The sequence below is a fragment of the Blautia sp. MSK.20.85 genome (assembly GCF_013317245.1).
Classification (GTDB): domain Bacteria; phylum Bacillota; class Clostridia; order Lachnospirales; family Lachnospiraceae; genus Blautia_A.
Window position 1 is genome coordinate 36553 of sequence record NZ_JAAIUN010000011.1, and the last position, 20874, is coordinate 57426.

At 45.3% G+C, this 20874-nt stretch carries 20 protein-coding genes; 17 read left to right on the forward strand and 3 right to left on the reverse strand.

The annotated features are described in order from the left end of the window. The first annotated feature begins 1 nt into the window (after position 1). The 5 genes from dnaJ to thiI all read left to right on the forward strand — a co-directional run bounded on the left by dnaJ (position 2) and on the right by thiI (position 5416). Entirely contained in the window at positions 2–1192 is a 1191-nt protein-coding gene (gene dnaJ, locus G5B12_RS08215; RefSeq protein ID WP_021652330.1) for a molecular chaperone DnaJ, read from the forward strand. A gap of 158 nt (positions 1193–1350) precedes the next feature. Beyond that, positions 1351–2304 carry a 50S ribosomal protein L11 methyltransferase gene (gene prmA, locus G5B12_RS08220; RefSeq protein WP_118513084.1) on the forward strand — a complete coding sequence of 318 codons (954 nt, stop codon included), beginning with the start codon at positions 1351–1353 and terminating at the stop codon, positions 2302–2304. A 4-nt stretch (positions 2305–2308) separates the two neighbouring features. Then, positions 2309–3052 (forward strand): 16S rRNA (uracil(1498)-N(3))-methyltransferase, encoded by a 744-nt coding sequence (locus G5B12_RS08225; RefSeq protein ID WP_173741616.1) that lies wholly within the window; start codon positions 2309–2311, stop codon positions 3050–3052. A gap of 3 nt (positions 3053–3055) precedes the next feature. Continuing rightward, positions 3056–4210, forward strand: a complete 1155-nt coding sequence (locus G5B12_RS08230) for a cysteine desulfurase family protein (RefSeq protein ID WP_174088031.1) — start codon at positions 3056–3058, stop codon at positions 4208–4210. 24 nt (positions 4211–4234) lie between these two features. Then, the gene (gene thiI, locus G5B12_RS08235; protein ID WP_174088032.1) at positions 4235–5416 is read left to right on the forward strand and encodes a tRNA uracil 4-sulfurtransferase ThiI; all 1182 of its coding nucleotides are present in this window, start codon (positions 4235–4237) and stop codon (positions 5414–5416) included. A gap of 166 nt (positions 5417–5582) precedes the next feature. Here thiI and G5B12_RS08240 read toward each other — a convergent pair whose 3' ends face one another. Next, positions 5583–5819 (reverse strand): HPr family phosphocarrier protein, encoded by a 237-nt coding sequence (locus tag G5B12_RS08240; protein WP_015527084.1) that lies wholly within the window; start codon positions 5817–5819, stop codon positions 5583–5585. A 131-nt stretch (positions 5820–5950) separates the two neighbouring features. Between G5B12_RS08240 and mtaB the strand changes: the two genes are divergently transcribed. The 9 genes from mtaB to G5B12_RS08285 all read left to right on the forward strand — a co-directional run bounded on the left by mtaB (position 5951) and on the right by G5B12_RS08285 (position 12990). Then, positions 5951–7279 carry a tRNA (N(6)-L-threonylcarbamoyladenosine(37)-C(2))-methylthiotransferase MtaB gene (gene mtaB, locus G5B12_RS08245; protein WP_021977654.1) on the forward strand — a complete coding sequence of 443 codons (1329 nt, stop codon included), beginning with the start codon at positions 5951–5953 and terminating at the stop codon, positions 7277–7279. A 116-nt stretch (positions 7280–7395) separates the two neighbouring features. Continuing rightward, the gene (locus tag G5B12_RS08250) at positions 7396–7668 is read left to right on the forward strand and encodes an IreB family regulatory phosphoprotein (protein ID WP_015527087.1); all 273 of its coding nucleotides are present in this window, start codon (positions 7396–7398) and stop codon (positions 7666–7668) included. A gap of 1 nt (position 7669) precedes the next feature. Further along, positions 7670–8122, forward strand: a complete 453-nt coding sequence (gene ruvX, locus G5B12_RS08255) for a Holliday junction resolvase RuvX (protein ID WP_021977653.1) — start codon at positions 7670–7672, stop codon at positions 8120–8122. A 48-nt stretch (positions 8123–8170) separates the two neighbouring features. Continuing rightward, positions 8171–8440: a DUF1292 domain-containing protein gene (locus G5B12_RS08260; RefSeq protein WP_118071202.1), complete on the forward strand. Its 270-nt coding sequence runs from the start codon at positions 8171–8173 to the stop codon at positions 8438–8440. Positions 8441–8721: 281 nt separating this feature from the next. Then, the gene (locus tag G5B12_RS08265) at positions 8722–10356 is read left to right on the forward strand and encodes a ribonuclease J (protein WP_118062827.1); all 1635 of its coding nucleotides are present in this window, start codon (positions 8722–8724) and stop codon (positions 10354–10356) included. Positions 10357–10360: 4 nt separating this feature from the next. After that, complete coding sequence (locus tag G5B12_RS08270) at positions 10361–10699, forward strand: YlbF family regulator (RefSeq protein ID WP_174088033.1); 339 nt, start codon at positions 10361–10363, stop codon at positions 10697–10699. A 14-nt stretch (positions 10700–10713) separates the two neighbouring features. Next, the gene (locus tag G5B12_RS08275; RefSeq protein WP_021977649.1) at positions 10714–11118 is read left to right on the forward strand and encodes an endolytic transglycosylase MltG; all 405 of its coding nucleotides are present in this window, start codon (positions 10714–10716) and stop codon (positions 11116–11118) included. Continuing rightward, positions 11115–11807, forward strand: a complete 693-nt coding sequence (locus tag G5B12_RS08280) for an O-methyltransferase (RefSeq protein ID WP_021977648.1) — start codon at positions 11115–11117, stop codon at positions 11805–11807. Before G5B12_RS08275 ends, G5B12_RS08280 begins: the two co-directional genes overlap by 4 nt. Next, a complete protein-coding gene (locus G5B12_RS08285; protein ID WP_174088034.1) occupies positions 11767–12990 on the forward strand; it encodes a peptidase U32 family protein in 1224 nt (407 codons plus the stop codon). The genes G5B12_RS08280 and G5B12_RS08285 overlap by 41 nt, the downstream gene beginning before the upstream one ends. 40 nt (positions 12991–13030) lie before the next feature. Here the strand turns inward: G5B12_RS08285 and sigK are convergent, their stop codons facing one another. Then, positions 13031–13660 (reverse strand): RNA polymerase sporulation sigma factor SigK, encoded by a 630-nt coding sequence (gene sigK, locus G5B12_RS08290; RefSeq protein ID WP_021977646.1) that lies wholly within the window; start codon positions 13658–13660, stop codon positions 13031–13033. Positions 13661–13832: 172 nt separating this feature from the next. Here sigK and G5B12_RS17440 point away from each other — a divergent pair, with 172 nt between their 5' ends. From G5B12_RS17440 to G5B12_RS08305, 3 genes are read left to right on the forward strand one after another with little or no spacing between them, the layout of a single operon-like run. Beyond that, entirely contained in the window at positions 13833–17372 is a 3540-nt protein-coding gene (locus tag G5B12_RS17440) for a DUF5717 family protein (protein ID WP_244096066.1), read from the forward strand. Continuing rightward, positions 17369–18643 (forward strand): DUF5716 family protein, encoded by a 1275-nt coding sequence (locus G5B12_RS08300; protein WP_021977643.1) that lies wholly within the window; start codon positions 17369–17371, stop codon positions 18641–18643. The genes G5B12_RS17440 and G5B12_RS08300 overlap by 4 nt, the downstream gene beginning before the upstream one ends. Next, the gene (locus G5B12_RS08305) at positions 18640–19419 is read left to right on the forward strand and encodes a hypothetical protein (RefSeq protein ID WP_118170419.1); all 780 of its coding nucleotides are present in this window, start codon (positions 18640–18642) and stop codon (positions 19417–19419) included. Before G5B12_RS08300 ends, G5B12_RS08305 begins: the two co-directional genes overlap by 4 nt. Here G5B12_RS08305 and G5B12_RS08310 read toward each other — a convergent pair. After that, a complete protein-coding gene (locus tag G5B12_RS08310) occupies positions 19416–20855 on the reverse strand; it encodes a helix-turn-helix transcriptional regulator (protein WP_174088035.1) in 1440 nt (479 codons plus the stop codon). The genes G5B12_RS08305 and G5B12_RS08310 overlap by 4 nt on opposite strands. Positions 20856–20874 lie beyond the last annotated feature (19 nt).

The following is a 20874-nucleotide window of genomic DNA, read 5'->3' on the forward strand; positions in this document are numbered from 1 at the left end:
AATGGCTGATAAAAGAGATTATTATGAAGTCTTAGGTGTGGATAAAAACGCCGACGACGCAACATTAAAAAAAGCATATCGTAAGCTGGCCAAGAAATATCACCCGGATGTAAATCCGGGTGATAAAGAGGCTGAGGCGAAGTTCAAAGAGGCGACAGAGGCTTACTCCGTTTTAAGTGATGCCGACAAGAGAAGACAGTATGATCAGTTTGGTCATGCAGCATTCGAAAACGGCGGCGGAGGCGGTGCCGGCGGCTTTGGTGGATTCGACTTCAACGGTGCGGATATGGGAGACATCTTCGGAGATATCTTCGGAGACCTGTTCGGCGGCGGAGGCAGAACCAGACGGGCCAACAATGGACCGATGAAGGGTGCCAACCTTCGTGCACGTGTGAACATTACTTTTGAGGAAGCGGTTTTCGGATGCGAGAAAGAGCTGGAGATCGTTCTGAAGGATGAGTGTACCACATGTCACGGAACCGGAGCGAAACCTGGAACATCACCGGTCACATGTCCGAAATGCAAAGGCCAGGGCCAGATCGTTTACACCCAGCAGTCCATGTTTGGTATGGTACGTAATGTTCAGACCTGTCCGGATTGTAACGGAACCGGTAAGGTGATCAAGGACAAATGCAGTGCCTGCCGTGGAACCGGATATACCTCTTCCAGAAAGAAGATCCAGGTATCTGTACCGGCCGGTATCGACAATGGCCAGTGCATCCGTATCCGTGAAAAAGGTGAGCCGGGAACCAACGGCGGTCCGAGAGGAGATCTGCTGGTTGAGGTAAATGTAGCCCGTCATCCGATCTTCCAGAGACAGGATATGAATATCTTTTCAACAGCTCCGATCACATTTGCACAGGCTGCACTTGGCGGTGAGATGCGTATTAATACCGTTGACGGTGAGGTTTCCTATGAGGTGAAACCGGGAACACAGACGGATACAAGAATCCGCCTGAAGGGCAAAGGTGTTCCGTCATTACGTAACAAGAACGTTCGTGGTGACCACTATGTAACACTGGTAGTCCAGACTCCGACAAATCTCAATGAGGAAGCAAAGAAAGCTCTGGAAGCTTTTGATGCGGCATGTGGAAACCGTCCGTCAGAGGACAGCACATCCGAGACTTCCGAAAAAACCGAAAAGAAGAAAAAAGGTTTCCGTGAGAAAGTTAAGGAAATGTTTGAGGAATAAATAAAGTGAAAACAGGAAAGAGGCACAAAATGCCTCTTTCTTTTTTTTCTGTATTCGTGTATATTAAAAGAAGTGCCCGTTTTCGGGACAATAGAAAACAGGCGACAGACTGGAATGAAAATCCGTAAATGTGTATACAGCATAAGGAGATATAAAAGATGAAATGGAACCGTTTTACACTTAAGACAAAAACAGAGGCAGAGGATATTGTGATCTGTACACTTGCCGAGGTGGGAATTGAAGGTGTGGAGATCCAGGACAAGCAGCCGTTGACCGATGAGGATAAGGCACAGATGTTTGTGGATATTATGCCGGAAGGACCAGCAGATGACGGGATCGCATATCTGAACTTCTATCTGGAAGAGGATGCGGATACCGAGGCAATCCTGAAAGATGTGAAGGCTGCACTGGAGGATCTGAGAAGCTTTGTGGATATCGGAGAGGCAACCATCACAGAATCCCAGACAGAGGACAAGGACTGGATCAATAACTGGAAACAGTACTTCCATCAGTTTTATGTGGATGATATTCTGATCGTACCGTCCTGGGAAGAAGTGAAGGCAGAAGATAAGGACAAGATGATCCTCCACATTGATCCAGGAACTGCCTTTGGTACAGGAATGCATGAGACCACACAGCTTGTGATCCGTCAGCTGAAGAAATTTGTGAAGCCGGGAATGGAGATCCTTGATGTGGGAACCGGAAGTGGAATCCTGGGGATCGTTGCACTGAAGCTTGGTGCAGGCCATGTAGTTGGTACAGACCTTGATCCATGTGCCGTTCCGGCAGTATCCGAAAATAAGGAAGCAAACCAGATCGAGGAGAAATCCTTTGACATGATGATCGGAAACATCATCGATGACAAAGAAGTTCAGGATCAGGTTGGATATGAGAAATATGATATCGTAACTGCAAACATTCTGGCAGATGTTCTGGTACCGCTGACTCCGGTGATCGTTGCACAGATGAAAAAAGGCGCTTACTACATTACATCAGGCATTCTGGATGTAAAGGAGGATGTCGTAGTGAAGGCTGTAAAAGACGCTGGTCTGACTCTTGTTGAGGTGACTCATCAGGGCGAGTGGGTATCTGTGACAGCAAGAAAGGACTGATCTCATGCAGCGATTTTTTGTGGAACCTCATCAGATTGACGGGGACAGACATGAGATCCATATCACAGGAAGTGACGTCAACCATATCGTAAACGTGCTCCGTATGAAAAAAGGCGAGGAGCTCTGGATCAGCGACAAGGAAAAAGAATATCACTGTGTGATCGAAAACGCGGGGGAGGATGAAGTCCTGCTTCATATCCTCTATGTACAGGAGCCGGATTATGAGCTGCAGAACCGTATTTATCTTTTTCAGGGACTGCCGAAGGCTGATAAGATGGAGCTGATCATCCAGAAAGCTGTGGAGCTTGGGGCATATTCCGTAGTTCCGGTTTCAACCAGACGATGTGTGGTAAAACTGGATAACAAAAAAGCAGAGAAAAAAGTATCCCGCTGGCAGCAGATTGCGGAAAGTGCGGCAAAACAGTCCAAGCGTATGCTTGTTCCGGAAGTCCATTCTGTGATGACATTTAAAGAAGCTCTTGCTTACGCAAAAGAACTGGATGTTCTGCTGATCCCTTATGAACTTGCAAAAGGGATGAAAGAGACAAAGGAACTGATCCGGTCGATCGAACCGGGAAAAAGCATCGGTGTCTTTATCGGCCCTGAGGGTGGTTTTGAAGAGCAGGAAGTGGCAGATGCCATGGAAGCCGGTGCGAAACCCATCACCCTGGGACACCGGATCTTACGGACAGAAACCGCGGGACTCGCAGTACTTTCTGTTCTGATGTTTCAACTGGAGGATGAATAGATTATGGAAGCATATTTTGACAATTCCGCGACAACGAGATGCTTCGATGAAGTAAAGGATATTGTCTGCAAAACCATGACAGAAGATTTCGGAAATCCTTCTGCCATGCATAAAAAGGGAATGGAAGCGGAGAATTATGTCCGCAGAAGTGCCCAGACCCTTGCAAAATTACTGAAAGTGAATGAAAAAGAGATTCTTTTTACCTCCGGTGGAACAGAATCGGACAATCTTGCTATTATCGGCGGCGTGGAAGCCAACAAGCGTATGGGAAACCATATCATTACAACGGCAGTGGAGCACGCGGCAGTGGCCCAGCCTTTTGCCTATCTGAAAGACCAGGGTTATGAGGTGACCATCCTTCCTGTGGATCATCAGGGAGTTGTGAAACTGGAAGCGCTGGAAGCAGCTCTGCGCCCGGATACGATCCTGGTGTCTGTGATGTATGTGAACAATGAAGTGGGAGCTGTGATGCCGGTAGAAGAGATCGGAAAGCTCGTCCACGAAAAAAGCCCGAAAGCACTTTTTCATGTAGATGCCATCCAGGCATTCGGAAAGTATCGTATCTATCCGAAAAAGCTGGGGATCGATCTTCTTTCTGTGAGCAGCCACAAGATCCATGGACCAAAGGGCGTAGGCTTTCTCTATATTAACGAAAAAGTAAGAGTACAGCCGCAGATCCTTGGCGGCGGACAGCAGAACGGTATGCGTTCCGGAACAGACAATGTGCCGGGGATCGCAGGCCTTGGCGTTGCCGCAGATATGGTATACACAGATTTTGATAAAAAAATACAGCACCTTTATGACCTGAAAGAACGGATGGCAGAGGGACTTTCAAAGCTTGGAGACATCACCATCAACGGAATGCCTTTAAGAGAAGGGGCACCGCACATCATGAGTGTGACTTTCCACGGGGTCCGAAGCGAAGTCCTGCTCCATACACTGGAAGAATTCGGAGTATATATTTCCGCAGGAAGTGCCTGCTCCAGTCATAAGAGAAAACCAAGTGCAACACTGACAGCTATGGGACTTTCAAGAGCAGATGTGGAGAGTACCGTCCGCATCAGTTTCTGTGAGGAGAATACTTTCGAAGAAGTAGATTACTGCCTGGAAGCCCTGGGAAAAACCATCCCGATGTTACGCAGGTATGCACGTCGATAGAGAACACACAAGAAAGGAATTTTTATGTTAGTACATGCATTTTTGATCAAATATGCGGAAATCGCCCTGAAGGGAAAAAACCGCTACCGTTTTGAAGATGCTCTCGTACATCAGATGGAGATTGCGCTCTCCAAGATCGAGGGAGATTTTGAAGTAAAAAAAGAGCAGGGAAGAGTCTATGTATTCTGCCCGGAGAATTATGATTACGATGAGGCTGTAGACGCACTGCAGCACGTATTCGGTATCGTAGGTATCTGCCCGGTTATGATCTACGAAGAGCAGGGCTTTGAGAAACTTGCCGAAGACGTAGTAAGCTATATGAAACAGTGGCATCCGGACTTTAACGGAACCTTTAAGGTTTGGACACGCCGTGCAAAGAAATCCTATCCGATTAGCTCCATGGAAGTTAGCGCAGAGCTTGGCGGACGTATCCTGGATGCGTTCCCGGAGGCAAGTGTAGACGTTCATCATCCGGAATTGGATCTTTCTGTGGAGATCCGTGACAAGATCTATGTATATTCCCAGACCATTCCGGGCGCAGGCGGAATGCCTATCGGAACAAACGGAAAAGCCATGCTGCTTCTTTCTGGCGGAATCGACAGCCCGGTTGCCGGTTACATGATCGCAAAACGTGGCGTTAAGATCGATGCGGTATATTTCCATGCACCGCCTTACACCAGCGAGCGTGCAAAACAGAAGGTCGTGGATCTTGCCCGCCTGGTAGCCAAATACAGCGGACCGATCCGTCTCCATGTAGTTAATTTTACAGATATCCAGCTTTATATTTACGACCAGTGCCCACATGATGAGCTTACCATCATTATGAGAAGATACATGATGCGTATTGCCGAGCATTTTGCAAAAAAAGACCGCTGTCTCGGATTGATCACAGGTGAGAGTATCGGTCAGGTCGCAAGCCAGACATTACAGAGTCTTGCTTCCACAAACGAGGTCTGCACACTTCCGGTATATCGTCCGGTGATCGGTTTTGATAAAGAGGAGATTGTTCGGATTTCCAGAAAGATCGATACTTTTGAGACATCCATTCAGCCGTTTGAGGACTGCTGTACCATCTTTGTTGCAAAACATCCGGTAACCAAGCCGAATCTTAAGGTGATCCGCTGTTCCGAGCAGAAACTTTCTGAGAAGATCGATGAGCTGATGGAGACTGCTCTGAATACCACAGAGATCATTGAAATTCAGTGATTGTTTTTCTGTAAGAAAAAACAATCAGGGAACCCCGCTTTGGAGGTTCCCTGGGATTATCAAACGGTATCAGAAAAAGGGAGATCATTGAGATCAGAAAAATTCTGAAAACATGAAAAAAGAGGAACTGTATCCAATACAGTTCCTCTCAAATATACATCATAGATTAGTCGATTGTATATTTGGAAATAATCTGCATTACGTTATCCAGAGCAGCGCCGTCTGCGTGGATGTTGAGGTCGATCGGCTTGGAAAGATCCAGGCTGAAGATACCCATGATGGATTTTGCATCGATCACATATCTTCCGGATACTAAATCAAAATCGCAGTCGAATTTGCTGATCTCGTTTACGAATGCCTTCACCTTATCGATGGAGTTCAGTGAGATTTTAGCTGTTTTCATTATAATAACCTCCCTTGATAGATTTTTGTATTTACAGCTTTCATCTTACCTGTCGGCCCCAGAAAAGTCAAGGTAAAAAGAGATAAAAATTGTTTTAATAATTAGTTAAAGTGTAAAAAAAGTGAGGAAAAATGGGAAATAGAGTTGCATTACACAACCTGGGCTGCAAAGTAAATGCCTATGAAATTGAGGCCATGCAGCAGCTTCTGGAGGAGGCAGGATATGAGATTGTGCCTTTTGAGCCGGGAGCGGATATTTATGTAATCAATACCTGTACGGTAACGAATATTGCAGACAGAAAATCAAGACAGATGCTTCATAAAGCAAAAAAAATGAATCCGGAAGCAATCGTGGTAGCAACGGGATGTTATGTACAGACCGGTGGTGATAAGCTGGAAAAAGACGAAGCCATTGACCTTGTACTTGGAAATAACCAGAAGATCAATATTGTGGAAGCACTGGCAGAATATGCGGAAAATAAACCGGGACATGGCTCCCATGTGATTAAGATCAACCAGACAAAAGAGTATGAGGATCTTTCCATTGATCATACAGCAGAACATGTAAGGGCATACATCAAGGTTCAGGACGGATGTAATCAGTTCTGTACGTACTGTATTATTCCTTATGCTAGAGGCCGTGTCAGAAGCCGTAACATTGAAAGTGTGCTGAAGGAAGTCCATTCCCTTGCAGAAAAAGGGTATAAGGAAGTAGTTCTTACAGGAATTCATTTAAGTTCCTACGGCGTAGATTTTCCGGAGGAGAAAAAAGAGACACTGCTTTCCCTTATCCGTGCCGTACATGAGATCGAAGGAATCCAGCGTATCCGCCTGGGATCTCTGGAACCGGGAATCGTTACGAGAGAATTTGCCGAGGGGATTGCAGCGCTGCCAAAGGTATGCCCACATTTCCATCTTTCCCTGCAGAGCGGTTGTGATGAGACTCTGGAAAGGATGAACCGCAGATACAGAAGCGGGGAGTACAGAGAACGGTGTGAGCTTTTAAGAGAAGTCTATGGAAATCCGGCATTGACTACGGATGTGATCGTAGGTTTTCCACAGGAATCTGAAGAAGAATTCCAGAAGTCTTATGATTTTGTAGATGGTATCCATTTTTATGAGACCCATATCTTCAAATATTCCAGAAGGCAGGGAACGAAGGCAGCAGCCATGGATGGCCAGCTGACAGAGGCTGAAAAAGCCCGACGCAGCGAAAAGATGATCGAAATGCATCACCGCCATGCAAGTGATTATGAAAAGTCCATGATCGGAAAAGAACTGGAAGTTCTGATCGAGGAAGAGTATACAAACGATGGCCGGACCTGGTATCTGGGACACAGCCGTGAATATATAAAAACAGCGGTACCGAAATCTGAAAATTATGGTGTAAATGATATCATAAGAGTAAAGGCAGAGAGGTTCCTTGAAGAGCATATCATGACCGGTGAAGTTGTAAAATAAAGCGCTGAATCGTATGTTGACAGTTTGTATTCGCAATCCGCGTTAAATTTAAGATTGTAATTTATGTAAATATATATTAAAATAAAAAAGAATATATTTTAAGGACGTGAGAGACAATGGCAGAAAATAATCTGGGAAATACACAGTATTTCAGAACAAAACCGGATCAGGAGCTTCAGGTAAAGGAAGTCCTGGATCTGGTGTACAATGCAATGGATGAGAAGGGATACAATCCGGTGAATCAGATCGTAGGATATATTATGTCCGGAGACCCGACTTATATCACAAGCCACAAGGGTGCGAGAAGCATGATCATGAAAGTGGAGCGTGATGAGCTGGTAGAGGAACTTCTCACCGAGTATATCAAGAACAAGTCCTGGGAACGGTAATATGAGAGTACTGGGACTGGACTATGGCTCGAAGACTGTGGGAGTTGCGGTAAGCGACCCTCTCGGTCTGACAGCCCAGGGCGTAGAGACTGTATGGCGCAAGCAGGAGAACAAGCTTCGCCGTACACTGGCACGTATTGAAGAGATCATTTCGGAGTATCAGGTTACGGAGATCGTTCTGGGATATCCGAAGAACATGAACAATACCGTAGGAGAGCGGGCCGAGAAATCTCTGGAATTCAAGGAAATGCTGGAGAGACGTACAGGCCTGCCTGTTATTATGTGGGACGAAAGACTGACTACCATGGCGGCGGACCGCACCCTGGAAGAGACCGGCGTGCATAAGGAAGACCGCAAGCAGTATCTGGATCAGGTAGCAGCAGTCTTTATTTTGCAGGGATATCTGGATGCTGCCGCACATAAGAAAGAGCAGCAGGAAGAATCGGAATCATAACCCGGAAATACAGATATTTTTACAAGAACGGATAAGGAAGAATTAAATATGGAAAAAATAATATTTCAGTCAGACGACGGCACAACTGCTGAGTTTTACGTAGAGGAGCAGACCAACATTGCGGGTGTGACTTATCTTTTGGTGTCCGATTCACAGGATGAGGAAGCAGACGCATATATTCTGAAGGACATTTCTGCTCCGGGAAGCACGGAAGCCTGCTATGAGATGGTTGAAGATGAGGGTGAGCTTCAGGCCGTGTATGCGGTTTTTCAGCAGATGCTGGATGACGTGAATTTTGAATGGAGGAGCGATTTTTGAAAAGCGAGAACAACGAGGACAACAGAAACGCAGAGAGCAGAACAGTAAGTTCCGCAGGCGGCGCCAGAAGACAGGTGCCAAGACAGAAAAATGCCGGATCAAGGACAAGACAGTATCGTGGAGGTAAAAACCGCCAGGATAAACCATTCCGCCCGTCAGTGAAGAAAACAGCCGCAGGCGGTGCTGTAAAGAACAGCAGCAGAAACACACAGAGACCGGTTAAGAACAGCGGCAGACCATCCGGACGGAAAAACAGCCGCAGATCATCCTCAAAACTTAAGATCATACCACTTGGCGGTCTGGAACAGATCGGAATGAACATCACCGCTTTTGAGTATGAAGACAGTATTGTAGTGGTAGACTGTGGACTTTCTTTCCCTGAGGATGATATGCTGGGAATCGATCTGGTCATCCCGGATGTAACCTATCTTAAGGAAAATATTTCCAAGGTTAAGGGATTTGTGATCACCCACGGACACGAGGATCATATTGGAGCCCTTCCTTATGTACTGAAAGAGATCAATGTTCCAATCTATGCTACAAAGCTGACACTGGGACTGATCCGCAACAAACTGAAAGAGCACAATCTTGTGCGTTCTACGAAACTGAAAGAAGTAAAACACGGACAGGTGATCAATCTCGGAGATTTTGCTGTGGAATTTATCAAGACCAACCACAGTATCCAGGATGCATCCGCGCTTGCCATTTACTCTCCGGTAGGAATCGTGGTACACACAGGAGACTTCAAGGTAGATTACACACCGGTATTCGGAGATGCCATCGATCTGCAGCGCTTTGCAGAGATCGGAAAGAAAGGTGTACTTGCATTGATGTGTGAGAGTACCAATGCGGAGAGACCGGGATTTACCATGTCTGAGCGTACGGTGGGACATGTATTTGATAATCTTTTTAATGAGTACCGTACATCCAGGATCATCATTGCGACTTTTGCGTCCAATGTGGACCGTGTGCAGCAGATCATCAACACTGCATACCGTTTCGGAAGAAAGGTTGCGGTGGAAGGCCGCAGTATGGTCAATGTTATTTCTGTAGCATCAGAACTTGGATATCTGCAGATTCCGGAGAATACTCTGATCGAGATCGATCAGGTGAAGAATTATCCGGATGACAAGGTAGTTCTGATCACAACCGGAAGCCAGGGTGAGTCCATGGCGGCACTTTCCCGTATGGCAGCCAATATCCACAAGAAGATCACCATCAAACCGAACGATACCATCATCTTCAGTTCCAATCCGATCCCCGGAAATGAAAAAGCAGTTTCCAAGGTTATCAATGAGCTGTCCATGAAGGGCGCCAAGGTTATTTTCCAGGATGTCCATGTGTCCGGACATGCATGCCAGGAAGAAATCAAGCTGATCTATTCCCTTGTGAAACCGAAATATGCGATCCCGATCCATGGCGAGTACCGTCATCTGACTGCACAGAAACATATTGTGGAAGATCTGGGAATTCCGAAAGAGAATATCTTCATCCTTTCTTCCGGAAATGTACTGGAACTGGATGGACAGGATGCCAAGGTGACAGGAAGTGTTCACACAGGAGCAATTTTCGTAGACGGACTTGGCGTGGGTGATGTTGGAAATATCGTGCTCCGTGATCGTCAGCATCTGTCGGAGGACGGAATTATGATCGTAGTTATGACCCTGGAGCGTCACAGCAATGTGGTTCTTGCAGGACCTGACATTGTTTCCAGAGGTTTTGTATATGTAAGAGAATCCGAGGATCTTATGGAACATGCCAGACAGGTTGTGGAAACCGCACTGGATTCCTGCCTGGAAAACAATATCACAGACTGGGGCAAGATCAAAACAGAAGTCAAGGATGCACTTGGTGAATATCTGTGGAAACGTACCAAGAGAAGTCCTATGATCCTGCCGATCATTATGGAGGCATAGGAACATGGATGAGATCAGCATAGACATTGAGAAACTTCTCGATGCTGTGCACAGAAGCGACGAATACCAGGAATATCAGAAACAGGCGGCGGAGCTTGATAAGGAACCTGAGCTGAAGGCCAGGGTGATGAGATTCCGGGGAGATAATTTCAGACTTCAGAACCAGGCTGATAAGGATAAGCTGTTCCAGGTAGCGGAACAGCTCAACCGGGAGTCTGCAAGTCTGAGACAGAACCTGAAAGTAAATGCCTATCTTGACGCCGAGCTTGCACTGTGCAGACTGATGCAGAGAATCTGCAGAACGCTGGTAGTCGGGATAGACATACAGATTCCTGACTTATAGGAGGAAGAAAGACTATGGCAGACACAAGAGACAAGGCAGGCAGAGCCGGGGTTTTTCTGGCTGGAGGGGCATTTAAGATCGCTCTGTATATCTGTATCCTTGTATTTCTGATCTGGGTTGGAAAATCCGCATATCAGTTTGGATATGATGTATTTAATCAGCAGGCCATGAGTCCGGGAGAAGGACAGCAGGTAACTGTAGTCATAAAAGAAGGTGCGTCTGCATATAAGGTAGGTAAGACTCTGGAGCAGAAAGGGCTTATCAAGGATGCAGCTGCTTTTGTAGTGCAGGAGAGAATGTCCGCGTACCACGGTCAGATCAAGGCCGGTACATACCTTCTCAGTACAGCTTATACACCGACCAGGATCATAGCGGTACTGTCCGGAGAAGAGAGTGAGGAAGGATCGAACAGCCAGTGATCGTAGAAGAACGCATGAAGACCTATATCAATTCTCTTGATATGGGGAATACTCCGTTTCTGCAGGAGTTGGAATCAAGGGCACTTGCGGACCGGGTGCCGATCATCCGAAGGGATATGCAGAGTTTTATGAGGATGCTTCTGGCAGTAAAACAGCCGAAGCGAATTCTGGAGGTGGGGACTGCCGTAGGCTTCTCCACACTTCTTATGTGTGAATACGGCCCGAAAGATCTTAAGATCGTTACCATAGAAAATTACGAAAAAAGGATTCCTGTGGCAAAGGATAATTTCAGGCGTGCAGGAAGGGAATCCCAGATCACACTTCTGGAGGGAGATGCCGGTGAGATCCTGAAAACCCTTACCGGAACATTTGACATGATCTTCATGGACGCGGCCAAGGGACAGTATATCCACTGGCTTCCGGATGTGCTGCGTCTGATGAAAGAGGGAAGTGTACTGGTATCAGACAACGTGCTGCAGGAGGGAGACATTATCGAATCTCATTATCTTGTGGAACGGAGAAACCGGACAATTTATAAAAGAATGAGAGAATACCTCTGGCAGCTGACCCACAGCCCGGTGCTTCGTACATCGGTACTGCCACTTGGAGACGGGGCGGCTGTAAGTGTAAAAACAGGAGAACAGGCTTATGAAACGACCAGAACTTTTAGTTCCGGCGAGCAGCCTTGAGGTTTTAAAGGTTGCCGTCATATATGGTGCAGATGCCGTTTATATCGGCGGAGAAGCCTTTGGACTTCGTGCAAAGGCTAAGAATTTTTCAAAAGAGGACATGTGCGAGGGCATTGCTTTTGCCCATGCCCATGGTGTAAAAGTTTATGTGACAGTAAATATCCTGGCCCATAACCGGGATCTTGAAGGCGTAAGAGAATATCTTCAGGAACTGAAGGAAATCGGTCCTGACGCACTGATTATCGCAGATCCGGGAATCTTTATGTATGCAAAGGAAATCTGTCCGGAGATTGAGCGCCACATCAGTACACAGGCGAACAATACCAATTATGAGACATACCGTTTCTGGTATAATCTGGGAGCAAAACGTGTGGTAAGTGCAAGAGAACTTTCTCTGGAGGAAATCCGGGAAATTCGGGCACATATTCCGGATGACATGGAGATTGAGACGTTTATCCATGGAGCTATGTGTATTTCCTACTCCGGAAGATGCCTTCTGAGTAACTTTATGGCAGGCAGAGACGCCAATCAGGGAGCCTGTACGCATCCGTGCAGATGGAAATATTCCGTTGTGGAGGAGAAACGCCCGGGAGAATATATGCCGGTATTTGAAAATGAGAGAGGGACTTTTATTTTCAATTCCAAGGATCTCTGCATGGTAGAACATATGGAAGATATCCTTACCAGCGGTATTGACAGCCTGAAGATCGAAGGCCGCATGAAAACAGCTCTTTATGTGGCAACGGTAGCCAGAACTTACCGTAAGGCCATTGATGACTGTATGGAAAGTCCGGAAAAGTATCATGCCAATATGCCATGGTATCAGGAACAGATCTCAAACTGTACCTACCGTCAGTTTACGACCGGATTTTTCTATGGAAAACCGGATGAGAACACACAGATCTATGACAGTAATACCTATGTAAGAGAATATACTTATCTTGGATTTGCGGAAGAGATCGATGAGAGAGGTCTGGCAAGACTGACACAGAGAAATAAATTCTCTGTGGGGGAAACCATTGAGATCATGAAACCGGATGGAAGAAATATCCCGGTTACAGTGGAAGCCATTTATAACGAAGAAGGAGAATCCATGGAAAGTGCACCACATGCACAACAGAGAATTTATGTGAAACTGAACGAGACACCGGAGGTATTTGATATTCTTCGAAGAGGTGAGTAAAACAGATATTTAAGGGGAGAACGAAAAGAACGTTCTCCCCTTACTGTTTTTCGGGAAAAAGTGTTCGGAGTTTACGGAGCGCATTTTTTTCAATGCGGGATACATAGGAACGGCTGATGGAAAGATTTCTGGCAATTTCACGCTGTGTCAGAGGATCCTGACCGTTCAGACCGTAGCGGCAGCAGATCACTTCATATTCTTTTTGGGTAAGGATCTGAGGGATATGACTGAGAAGATGGGAAATACTGTCTTTCTGGAAACAGTCTTCCACAACATCTACGGGTGGACTTTCAATGATATCAAGAAGGCTGATCTCATTACCTTCCCGGTCTGTTCCGATAGGCTCATAAAGGGAAACTTCCCTGGATCGTTTTTTTCGGGCGCGGAGCATCATGAGAAGTTCGTTGTCAATGCAGCGTGCCGCATAGGTGGACAACTTGGAAGTACGGCAGGGATCAAAAGTAGAGATTGCTTTGATCAGGCCGATGGTGCCGATGGATATCAGATCATCGGGATCTTCGTCGCAACCCTGGTATTTTTTTGCGACATGGGCCACAAGACGGAGATTACGTTCGATGAGAATGTTTTTTGCCTCCGGATCGCCCCTTTGGAACTGCAGAAGATAAAATTTTTCTTCCGCAGCAGACAGCGGTTTCAAAAATGTTTTCAAAGATTCACCTCAAAGGGGATTTCCATACAGTTTATGAAATGGACGTGCTTTTCGTGCTTTTCCAACAGAATATTTACAGGGGTGTCATCCTGTTGCGCCAGTTTCTGATCTGGTGTATAATCATAAGACATGAGTGTTAATAATCAACGTACATTGACGAGGAGTATATATTTTGAAAAAGAGGATAGAACAGCTTCTTAACGGAAAATTTATTTATGAACAGCCGGAAATTCTGTTTTCCCAGGAGGAGATTTCCGTCACTCTGAAAGCAGGAGAAACGACGAAAGACGAACTTTATTTTGGCACAGATGACAATCGCAGGATCAGTGGATTTGTAACATCCTCTGATCGGAGACTGGTGCCTGGATTTGACCGCTTTTCAGGTACGACAGTACGTATGCCTTATGGCGTGGATGCAGAAGGAATGAAACCCGGGGAAAGTTTTGCGGGATGGTTGTGTTTTACTACCAGCATCGGAGAATACAGGCTGCCTTTTAAGGTAACAGTGCAGACAGAAGAAGTGAAGAGTTCAGGCAGAAAAGTGACTTCCATGGAAGAATTTATCCGGATCGCAAAGGAGGATTTCCATGAAGCATACAGGCTTTTTACGGAACGCCATTTTTCCCTGATCCTGAAAGAACAGAGTGAGAAGCTCCGTTCTCTTTATGAAGGAATGTCTCAGCAGCCGGTAACATACCAGCATCTGGAGGAATTTCTGATCACAGCCGGTGCCAAAGATAAGGTGACACTGGATCTGAACAGAGAAGAGGCGAATTTCTATGAGGTCAGTGAATCCATACAGGAGTCTTTTTATATTCACAGAAGCGGCTGGGGCCATCTGCGTGCAGATATTGAAGTGAATGGGGACTTCCTGGAAACAGGGAAACATGTTGTGACGGAAGAAGATTTTATTGGAAGTACCTGTGAAGTGGAATATGTGATCCATAAGGAAAAACTGGGAAAAGGTAACCAGTATGGTGAGATCATTGTACGGACTCCTTATCAGAAACTGGTGTATCATGTGTTGGCGTCCAGGGGAAACGGAAGCTCTGTCAATCTTGACCTTTTGGAGAAACAGTACCGCGTATCCATGCTCAGGGAGTATCTGACTTTTGCATGCGGGAAAACCGGCTTTCAGACATGGGCAGCCGAAGCACATGAAAAACTGGATAAAATGGGAGAGAGCGGACTGAAATATCCGGAATATCAGCTTCTGGAAGCGTATATTTTCCATCTGGAAGGAGAAGACCAGAAAGCAGAAGACATTCTGGTACGTTATCAGAATAAATCTTTTAATCATAATGAACTGGAACAGGCAGGGCTTTATCTGTATCTGTGTACCCTGACAGGACTGTACAGAGATGAGGAACAGGCGCTTCGTAAGATCCAGAATTTTCAGATGCAGAAAGAGGACAGTTACATTCTTCTGAAACTGGTATTTGAGATGGATCAGACTCTTTCCCCATCCAGAAAGATCTTTTTGATGGAAGAGCTTTTTGAAAGAGGATGTACCAGCCCGTTTCTGTATCTGGAAGCATGGAACAGCATCTGCCGGGATATGTCATTGCTTCACCGGATGAATCGTTTCTGGGCGCAGGTATTTCTTTTTGCCGGAAAAGAGAACATGCTTACAGAGGAACTTGTGATGCGGCTTGCTTATCTTTCCGGTTATGAGAAATCATTTAATGAAAGCCTGTACCGGGCTATGGTACTGGGGTGTGAGGCTTTTCCGTCGGATGACACAGTAGAAGCGATCTGTAAATATATCATGAAGGGAAATCCACGAAAAGCAGAATATTTCCGCTGGTTTTCCGCGGCAGTAGACCAGGGAATCCGGATCACACGTCTTTATGAATATTATGTAGAGACACTGGACACTTCTTACAGAAGAGTACTTCCGAAGCCGCTGCTTATGTATTTTACTTATAATAACAATAATCTCGGAGATTCCAAGAGAGCGTATCTTTATGCCTGCATCATCGCCCGGAAAGAGCAGGATCCGCAGACTTACGAAAGCTATCGGGACAGCATGAGAGATTTTGCCATGCGCAAGCTGAGAGAAGGAAGAATGAATGAAAATTATGCTGCTGTCTATCAGGAATTTATGCGCGAACCGGCAAATACGGAGGAAGCACAGGTTATTGCTTCAAGGATGTTTACGTACCGCCTGTATACAGATGATCCCAAGGTACGCAGCGTGATCATTCGTCACAGACAGATGAAACAGGAAGAAATTTATCCCTGTGTGCATGGAATCGCCTATCCGAGGATCTATACAGAAGATGCTGCAGTGATCTTTCAGGACGAAAAACAGAGACGCTATGCGTCAACAGTGGATTATAACATGACACCACTTTTTGACGACAGGGAAATGGTACCGACAGTATTGGAAAAGGGCGCAGATGAAGCAGGTGTGCTGCTTTATTATTGCCAGACACAGGATATTTGCCGCACAAATCTGGGGATTTTTCAGAAGCTGGTCCTTTCATCTGCGTTTACAGGAGAATACAGAGATGCTGTTCGAAAACGGATCCTGGAATATTACAGGGATCATGTACAGGGAGAAGATCTGGATGCCTGCCTGGAAATGATGGACTATCGGGAATATGCTATGGTCGATAAGAAGATACTGCTGGAAATCCTCATCCAGAGAGGCTTGTTCCCACAGGCAATGAGCGTTGTGGAGGCATTTGGCTTTGAAGGAGTAGAGGAATGTGAGCTGCTGAAACTGGCAAGCCGGATGATCATTCGCTGTGACTGTACGGAAGATGAAGAGCTGATCGCACTTTCTTCCCATGTATACAGAAATGGAATTTATGATGAAGTGATCCTTCAGTATCTGATGAAATTCCGGTTTGGTCCTGTGGAAGAACTTCTGGATATCTGGAAAAGTGCCTGCGGTTTTGAGATGGATACGTACAGCCTGGAGGAAAGGATACTTTCGCTTCTGATGTTCACTGCAGATTACCGGGAAGAAGGCGAAAAGATCCTGAAATCTTATATCAGTCATTCCGGAAAGGAACAGGTGATCGGAGCTTACCTGACACAGATGGCTTATGGAATGTTTGTAAAGGGGATGCCGGAGACTCCGTGTCTCAGAGAATATCTCAAAATCTGCAAACGGAAAGAATGGCCAACAGACAGAATCTGTGACCTGGAACTTCTGAAAATACTTTCCGAAGAAAAAGCATCCGAGGAGGAAGAACTTGCTCTGGAGGAAGAAATTCTGGCTTCCTGCGTAAAAGATGATATGGTATTTGAGTTTTTCCATGATCTGGATCAGAGGATCCTGCGCCCGTATCAGCTGGATGATAAGACTTTTGTAGAATATCATGCTTCGCCTGAGACTTCTGTTACTTTGTATTATTTGTTGGATACAGGACTTGGAACCATGCCGGAATATAAGAGCGAGCCGCTGCGTAATGTCTATGAGGGAATTTTTACCAAGACGTTTACTCTGTTTTACGGTGAGACTCTGCACTATTATTTTCAGACAGAAGATGAAAACGGTGTGCACAGGACTGAAGAGAAAATGCTGACCATGAATCTGACGGATGACAGAGCTTCCAGTAAATATCAGCTGATCAATCAGATCCTCTGTGCAAGAAAACTGGAGAAAGATCCGGAAGTGAAGGAGAAACTTTCACAGTATCTCCGGCAGGAACAGTACGTCAATGAAATGTTTGTCATAGAGAAGGAACCGGAAAGATGAATGAAATTCGAGATTTGCTGATAGGAATCGATATTGGAAAAGAATATACACAGATCTGCTATTATGACAGAAAAGCAGAAGAGGCCCGTTCTCTTTCCATGAAAGTGGGAACCAGCCAGTATGAGGCTCCGGGCTGTATCTGTTACCGTACAGAGCAGAACGATTACTGTGTGGGCCTGGAAGCACAGTATTTTTCCAGAGAAAAAGGCGGGATCATGCTCGGAAATATTTATGATATCTGCCAGAAGGAAGAAAGCATACAGGTGGCGGGAGAGGATAAGGAGCCGGCAGAGCTCCTTGCTCATTTCCTGAAAGGAATGCTGAAATTTCTTGGAATTCAGGACATTGTAAAAAACACAAAGTGCATGTGTATCACTTCTCCTGAGCTTGATGCCATACAGGTGCGTAATTATCAGAAGGCCTGTGGAATTGCCGGTTTTCCGGCAGAGAAATACATGCTTATGGATTACGGGGAAAGTTTTTATTACTATGCATTGGGCCAGAAAAGAGAAACCTGGAACCGAAGTGTGGCCTGGTATGCGTTTGATGGAGATAAAATTGCGTTTCGTAAGCTGACGATCAATGCTGCATCCAGACCTATACTTGTCAATCTCGAAGAACCGGTGAGTACAACGCTTGAAACGGAGGATGAGATCCGTGATGTGGAGTTTTGCCGTTTTATAACAAAAACTCTTGGAAAAGAACTTTTTTCCAGTGTGCAGATCACAGGAGAAGGGTTCGACCAGCAGTGGGCACAGCAGTCAGTAAAGCTTCTGTGTCATCAGGGACGCAAAGTATTTTACGGAAACAATCTCTTTGCAAAAGGAGCCTGCATCGCCGGTAAGGACAGACTTGAAGACAAAAAATTAAAAGGGTACAGATATTTAAGCGATTCCCTGGTTACTGCGGATGTGGGAATGGATATGCGGGTGATGGGTTCTCCTGCGTATTATCCGCTGATCGAAGGCGGCAGCAACTGGTATGAATGCAATGCAGAGTGTGAACTGATCCTGGATGATACGGAAGAATTGGTCTTTGTAGTAAATCTTCCGGATGAAACGGAGAGAAAGCGGGTGGCAATGGCGCTTAAAGGTTTGCCAAAACGACCAAACCGGACGACCAGACTTGCACTTACGTTGAAATACGTATCATCGAAAGACTGTGAGATCACAGTAAAGGATCTTGGATTTGGGGAAATGTATCCATCCAGCGGGAAGACATGGAAAGAACTGGTACGCTGGGATGAGACAGAAGAAAGGAAACAGGTATGAGCGGATATATTTTATGCCAGGTAAAGAAAGCAGAGAAACCATTTTACATTGAAAATATCAGCACGAATATTTATTCCATAGAAGAACTCTGCTATTATCTTTATAATAATCTTTACCTTGTGGATCGTTCTCTTATCAGTAATAAGCTGTGTACCTGGCTGGATGAGGAACTGAAACTTCCAAAACTTGCGGCGAAGCTTCGACCTTTCATTGGAAAAGAGGCAGGTCTGGAGGAAATTCTGTATCCGATATTTAAAGAGATCAATTATCTGGCTTATGAAGAACTTCGTATCCTGAATGGAAGGATTGAAAGAAGAAATAAGGAATCCGAGGAGATACGGGAAAAGAGAAAAGGGGATGCCCTCATGGAAAACCGGATGTACGTGAACGCAATCCGTGTTTATCAGAAGCTTCTGGAAAAAGATTCCAGAGAAATCTCCAGAGAAATGAGAGAGCGGATTCTGCATAATCAGGGATGTGCTTACAGTTATCTGTTTCAGATGGATAAGGCACTGGACTGTTTCTTTGCTGCATGGAAGGTAAACCAGTCAGAAAAGGCACTGAAGATTTATCTTCTGGCTTACCGAAGTGTGCATACACCGGAAGAATTTGAAAAGATACAGGAAGATCTGAAGGCAGAGGATTCCGTAAAAAAAGAAACTGCCAGAGCTCTGGAACAGTTTATCAGCCTCCCGGAGCAGAAGATTGCACCCGGAGAGACTGACAGGATATTGGAGGATCTTACAAGAGAATATCACAGAAGTACAGGCTCTTAAAGCTGTTCAAGAAGTCCCAGCAGGATCTTCCGGGCTTCTTTTTTTGTGTAGACAGCTTCTTCTTCGGAAAGAGAAGAGAGATAGTCGTCCAGAGCCTGTCCGATACTGGTTTCTTTCAGATAAACGCACATAAAAGTATCTTCTTTGGAAAGAAAACAGAGAAAAACAGAATAATCGGACAGAACTTCAAGATGGATTCCCGTTTCAGGGAGGACAGAATGCTTAAGGATCTTGCATTTTTCACCGCCCATATCTGTGTCAAGAATGTGCTGGATCGATTTTCTCCGTTCTTCTTTTGGAAGTGGTGTCTGATGATAGGAATATGGACCGTCCAGAAGACCGGTCTGTGCAAACTTCCGGATTCCATTCAGGGTGAAATAGTTACAGGAAGTGTCGTTTTCTGTAAAGGCAAACTGCGGCTGTTTTAAAATAGAAACCAGTTGTGTATAAACAGAGTTGGAATGATCAATATCTCTGTTTTCAAAGAGGGCCTGTACAAAGTCGGGTCCATAGGACATCAACGCAAGACATGGATGAGACTCCAGCGCAAAGTTTGTTGTAATATTGGTGTTCATAATGGAACCGAAAATCTCCAGGATCTGTGAAGGAGAATCCGACTGCTGGAAAAAACGGCTGGAGTTTTCCAGGATTTTCTGAAATTCCTGCTGATAGGAATGTATAACTTCCGGATTTTCTGTAGATATGAAAGTTGACATATCAGAAGAAATAAGCAGGAGTTTCTTTTCTGTAATAAAGAAAAACGGAAACAATTCATAACAGGAAAGTTCTCTTCCGGCCTGGGTGTAATAATAGTAGGGCTGATAATTGAGAAAGCCGCACAGGATCGGAAGAATGGTACACAAAAAAGTTTCCAGGTTCATATTATAGTCCGGTGATGCGGTAGGATTCTGGTGAAGCGGAAGAATCTGGATAACAGGAGGAAGCTTTTGATATTCCGGATAGAGATGTGCAGAAACTTGTACAATAAGCCGACAGTTTGCAGGAATGTTGGTGCAGATCTTTTCGTCGGAACCGGAGAGCAGGATATCTTCAAAAAGGTTTAAAACTTTTTTTTCCACATCAAGTGAAAAGTCTCCACTGTAAAACGGAAGAGAAGTAAGACTGTGAAAACCAGAGGAGAAAAGCATCTGCTGGGTGCTGATCACACGGAGAAGTTCCTGGATGTATTTCCGATTATAGTAAATTTCTTTTCCAATTTTTTCGATTTTATATAATTCAATCAGTTCCTGACGCTGGGATGGATTAATCCGGATCGAATCGCAGAACTGACGGACAAAATCCATTCCAGGCAGACGTTTGCCTGTGATCATACGCTGCAGAGAGGTACGGTCAAGGCCTGAGGATGCAGATAACTGGTATACCGTTTCTCCTGTATTTTTTAGATATTCACGGCATTTGCTGCTGAAGTCAGACATAATAATTCTCCTTTTTTCA

Coding starts and splice junctions, on each gene's coding strand:
- dnaJ (WP_021652330.1), top strand. CDS start 2: ATGGCTGATAAAAGAGATTATTATGAAGTCTTAGGTGTGGATAAAAAC.
- prmA (WP_118513084.1), top strand. CDS start 1,351: ATGAAATGGAACCGTTTTACACTTAAGACAAAAACAGAGGCAGAGGAT.
- G5B12_RS08225 (WP_173741616.1), top strand. CDS start 2,309: ATGCAGCGATTTTTTGTGGAACCTCATCAGATTGACGGGGACAGACAT.
- G5B12_RS08230 (WP_174088031.1), top strand. CDS start 3,056: ATGGAAGCATATTTTGACAATTCCGCGACAACGAGATGCTTCGATGAA.
- thiI (WP_174088032.1), top strand. CDS start 4,235: ATGTTAGTACATGCATTTTTGATCAAATATGCGGAAATCGCCCTGAAG.
- G5B12_RS08240 (WP_015527084.1), bottom strand. CDS start 5,819: ATGAAAACAGCTAAAATCTCACTGAACTCCATCGATAAGGTGAAGGCA.
- mtaB (WP_021977654.1), top strand. CDS start 5,951: ATGGGAAATAGAGTTGCATTACACAACCTGGGCTGCAAAGTAAATGCC.
- G5B12_RS08250 (WP_015527087.1), top strand. CDS start 7,396: ATGGCAGAAAATAATCTGGGAAATACACAGTATTTCAGAACAAAACCG.
- ruvX (WP_021977653.1), top strand. CDS start 7,670: ATGAGAGTACTGGGACTGGACTATGGCTCGAAGACTGTGGGAGTTGCG.
- G5B12_RS08260 (WP_118071202.1), top strand. CDS start 8,171: ATGGAAAAAATAATATTTCAGTCAGACGACGGCACAACTGCTGAGTTT.
- G5B12_RS08270 (WP_174088033.1), top strand. CDS start 10,361: ATGGATGAGATCAGCATAGACATTGAGAAACTTCTCGATGCTGTGCAC.
- G5B12_RS08275 (WP_021977649.1), top strand. CDS start 10,714: ATGGCAGACACAAGAGACAAGGCAGGCAGAGCCGGGGTTTTTCTGGCT.
- G5B12_RS08285 (WP_174088034.1), top strand. CDS start 11,767: ATGAAACGACCAGAACTTTTAGTTCCGGCGAGCAGCCTTGAGGTTTTA.
- G5B12_RS08300 (WP_021977643.1), top strand. CDS start 17,369: ATGAATGAAATTCGAGATTTGCTGATAGGAATCGATATTGGAAAAGAA.
- G5B12_RS08305 (WP_118170419.1), top strand. CDS start 18,640: ATGAGCGGATATATTTTATGCCAGGTAAAGAAAGCAGAGAAACCATTT.
- G5B12_RS08310 (WP_174088035.1), bottom strand. CDS start 20,855: ATGTCTGACTTCAGCAGCAAATGCCGTGAATATCTAAAAAATACAGGA.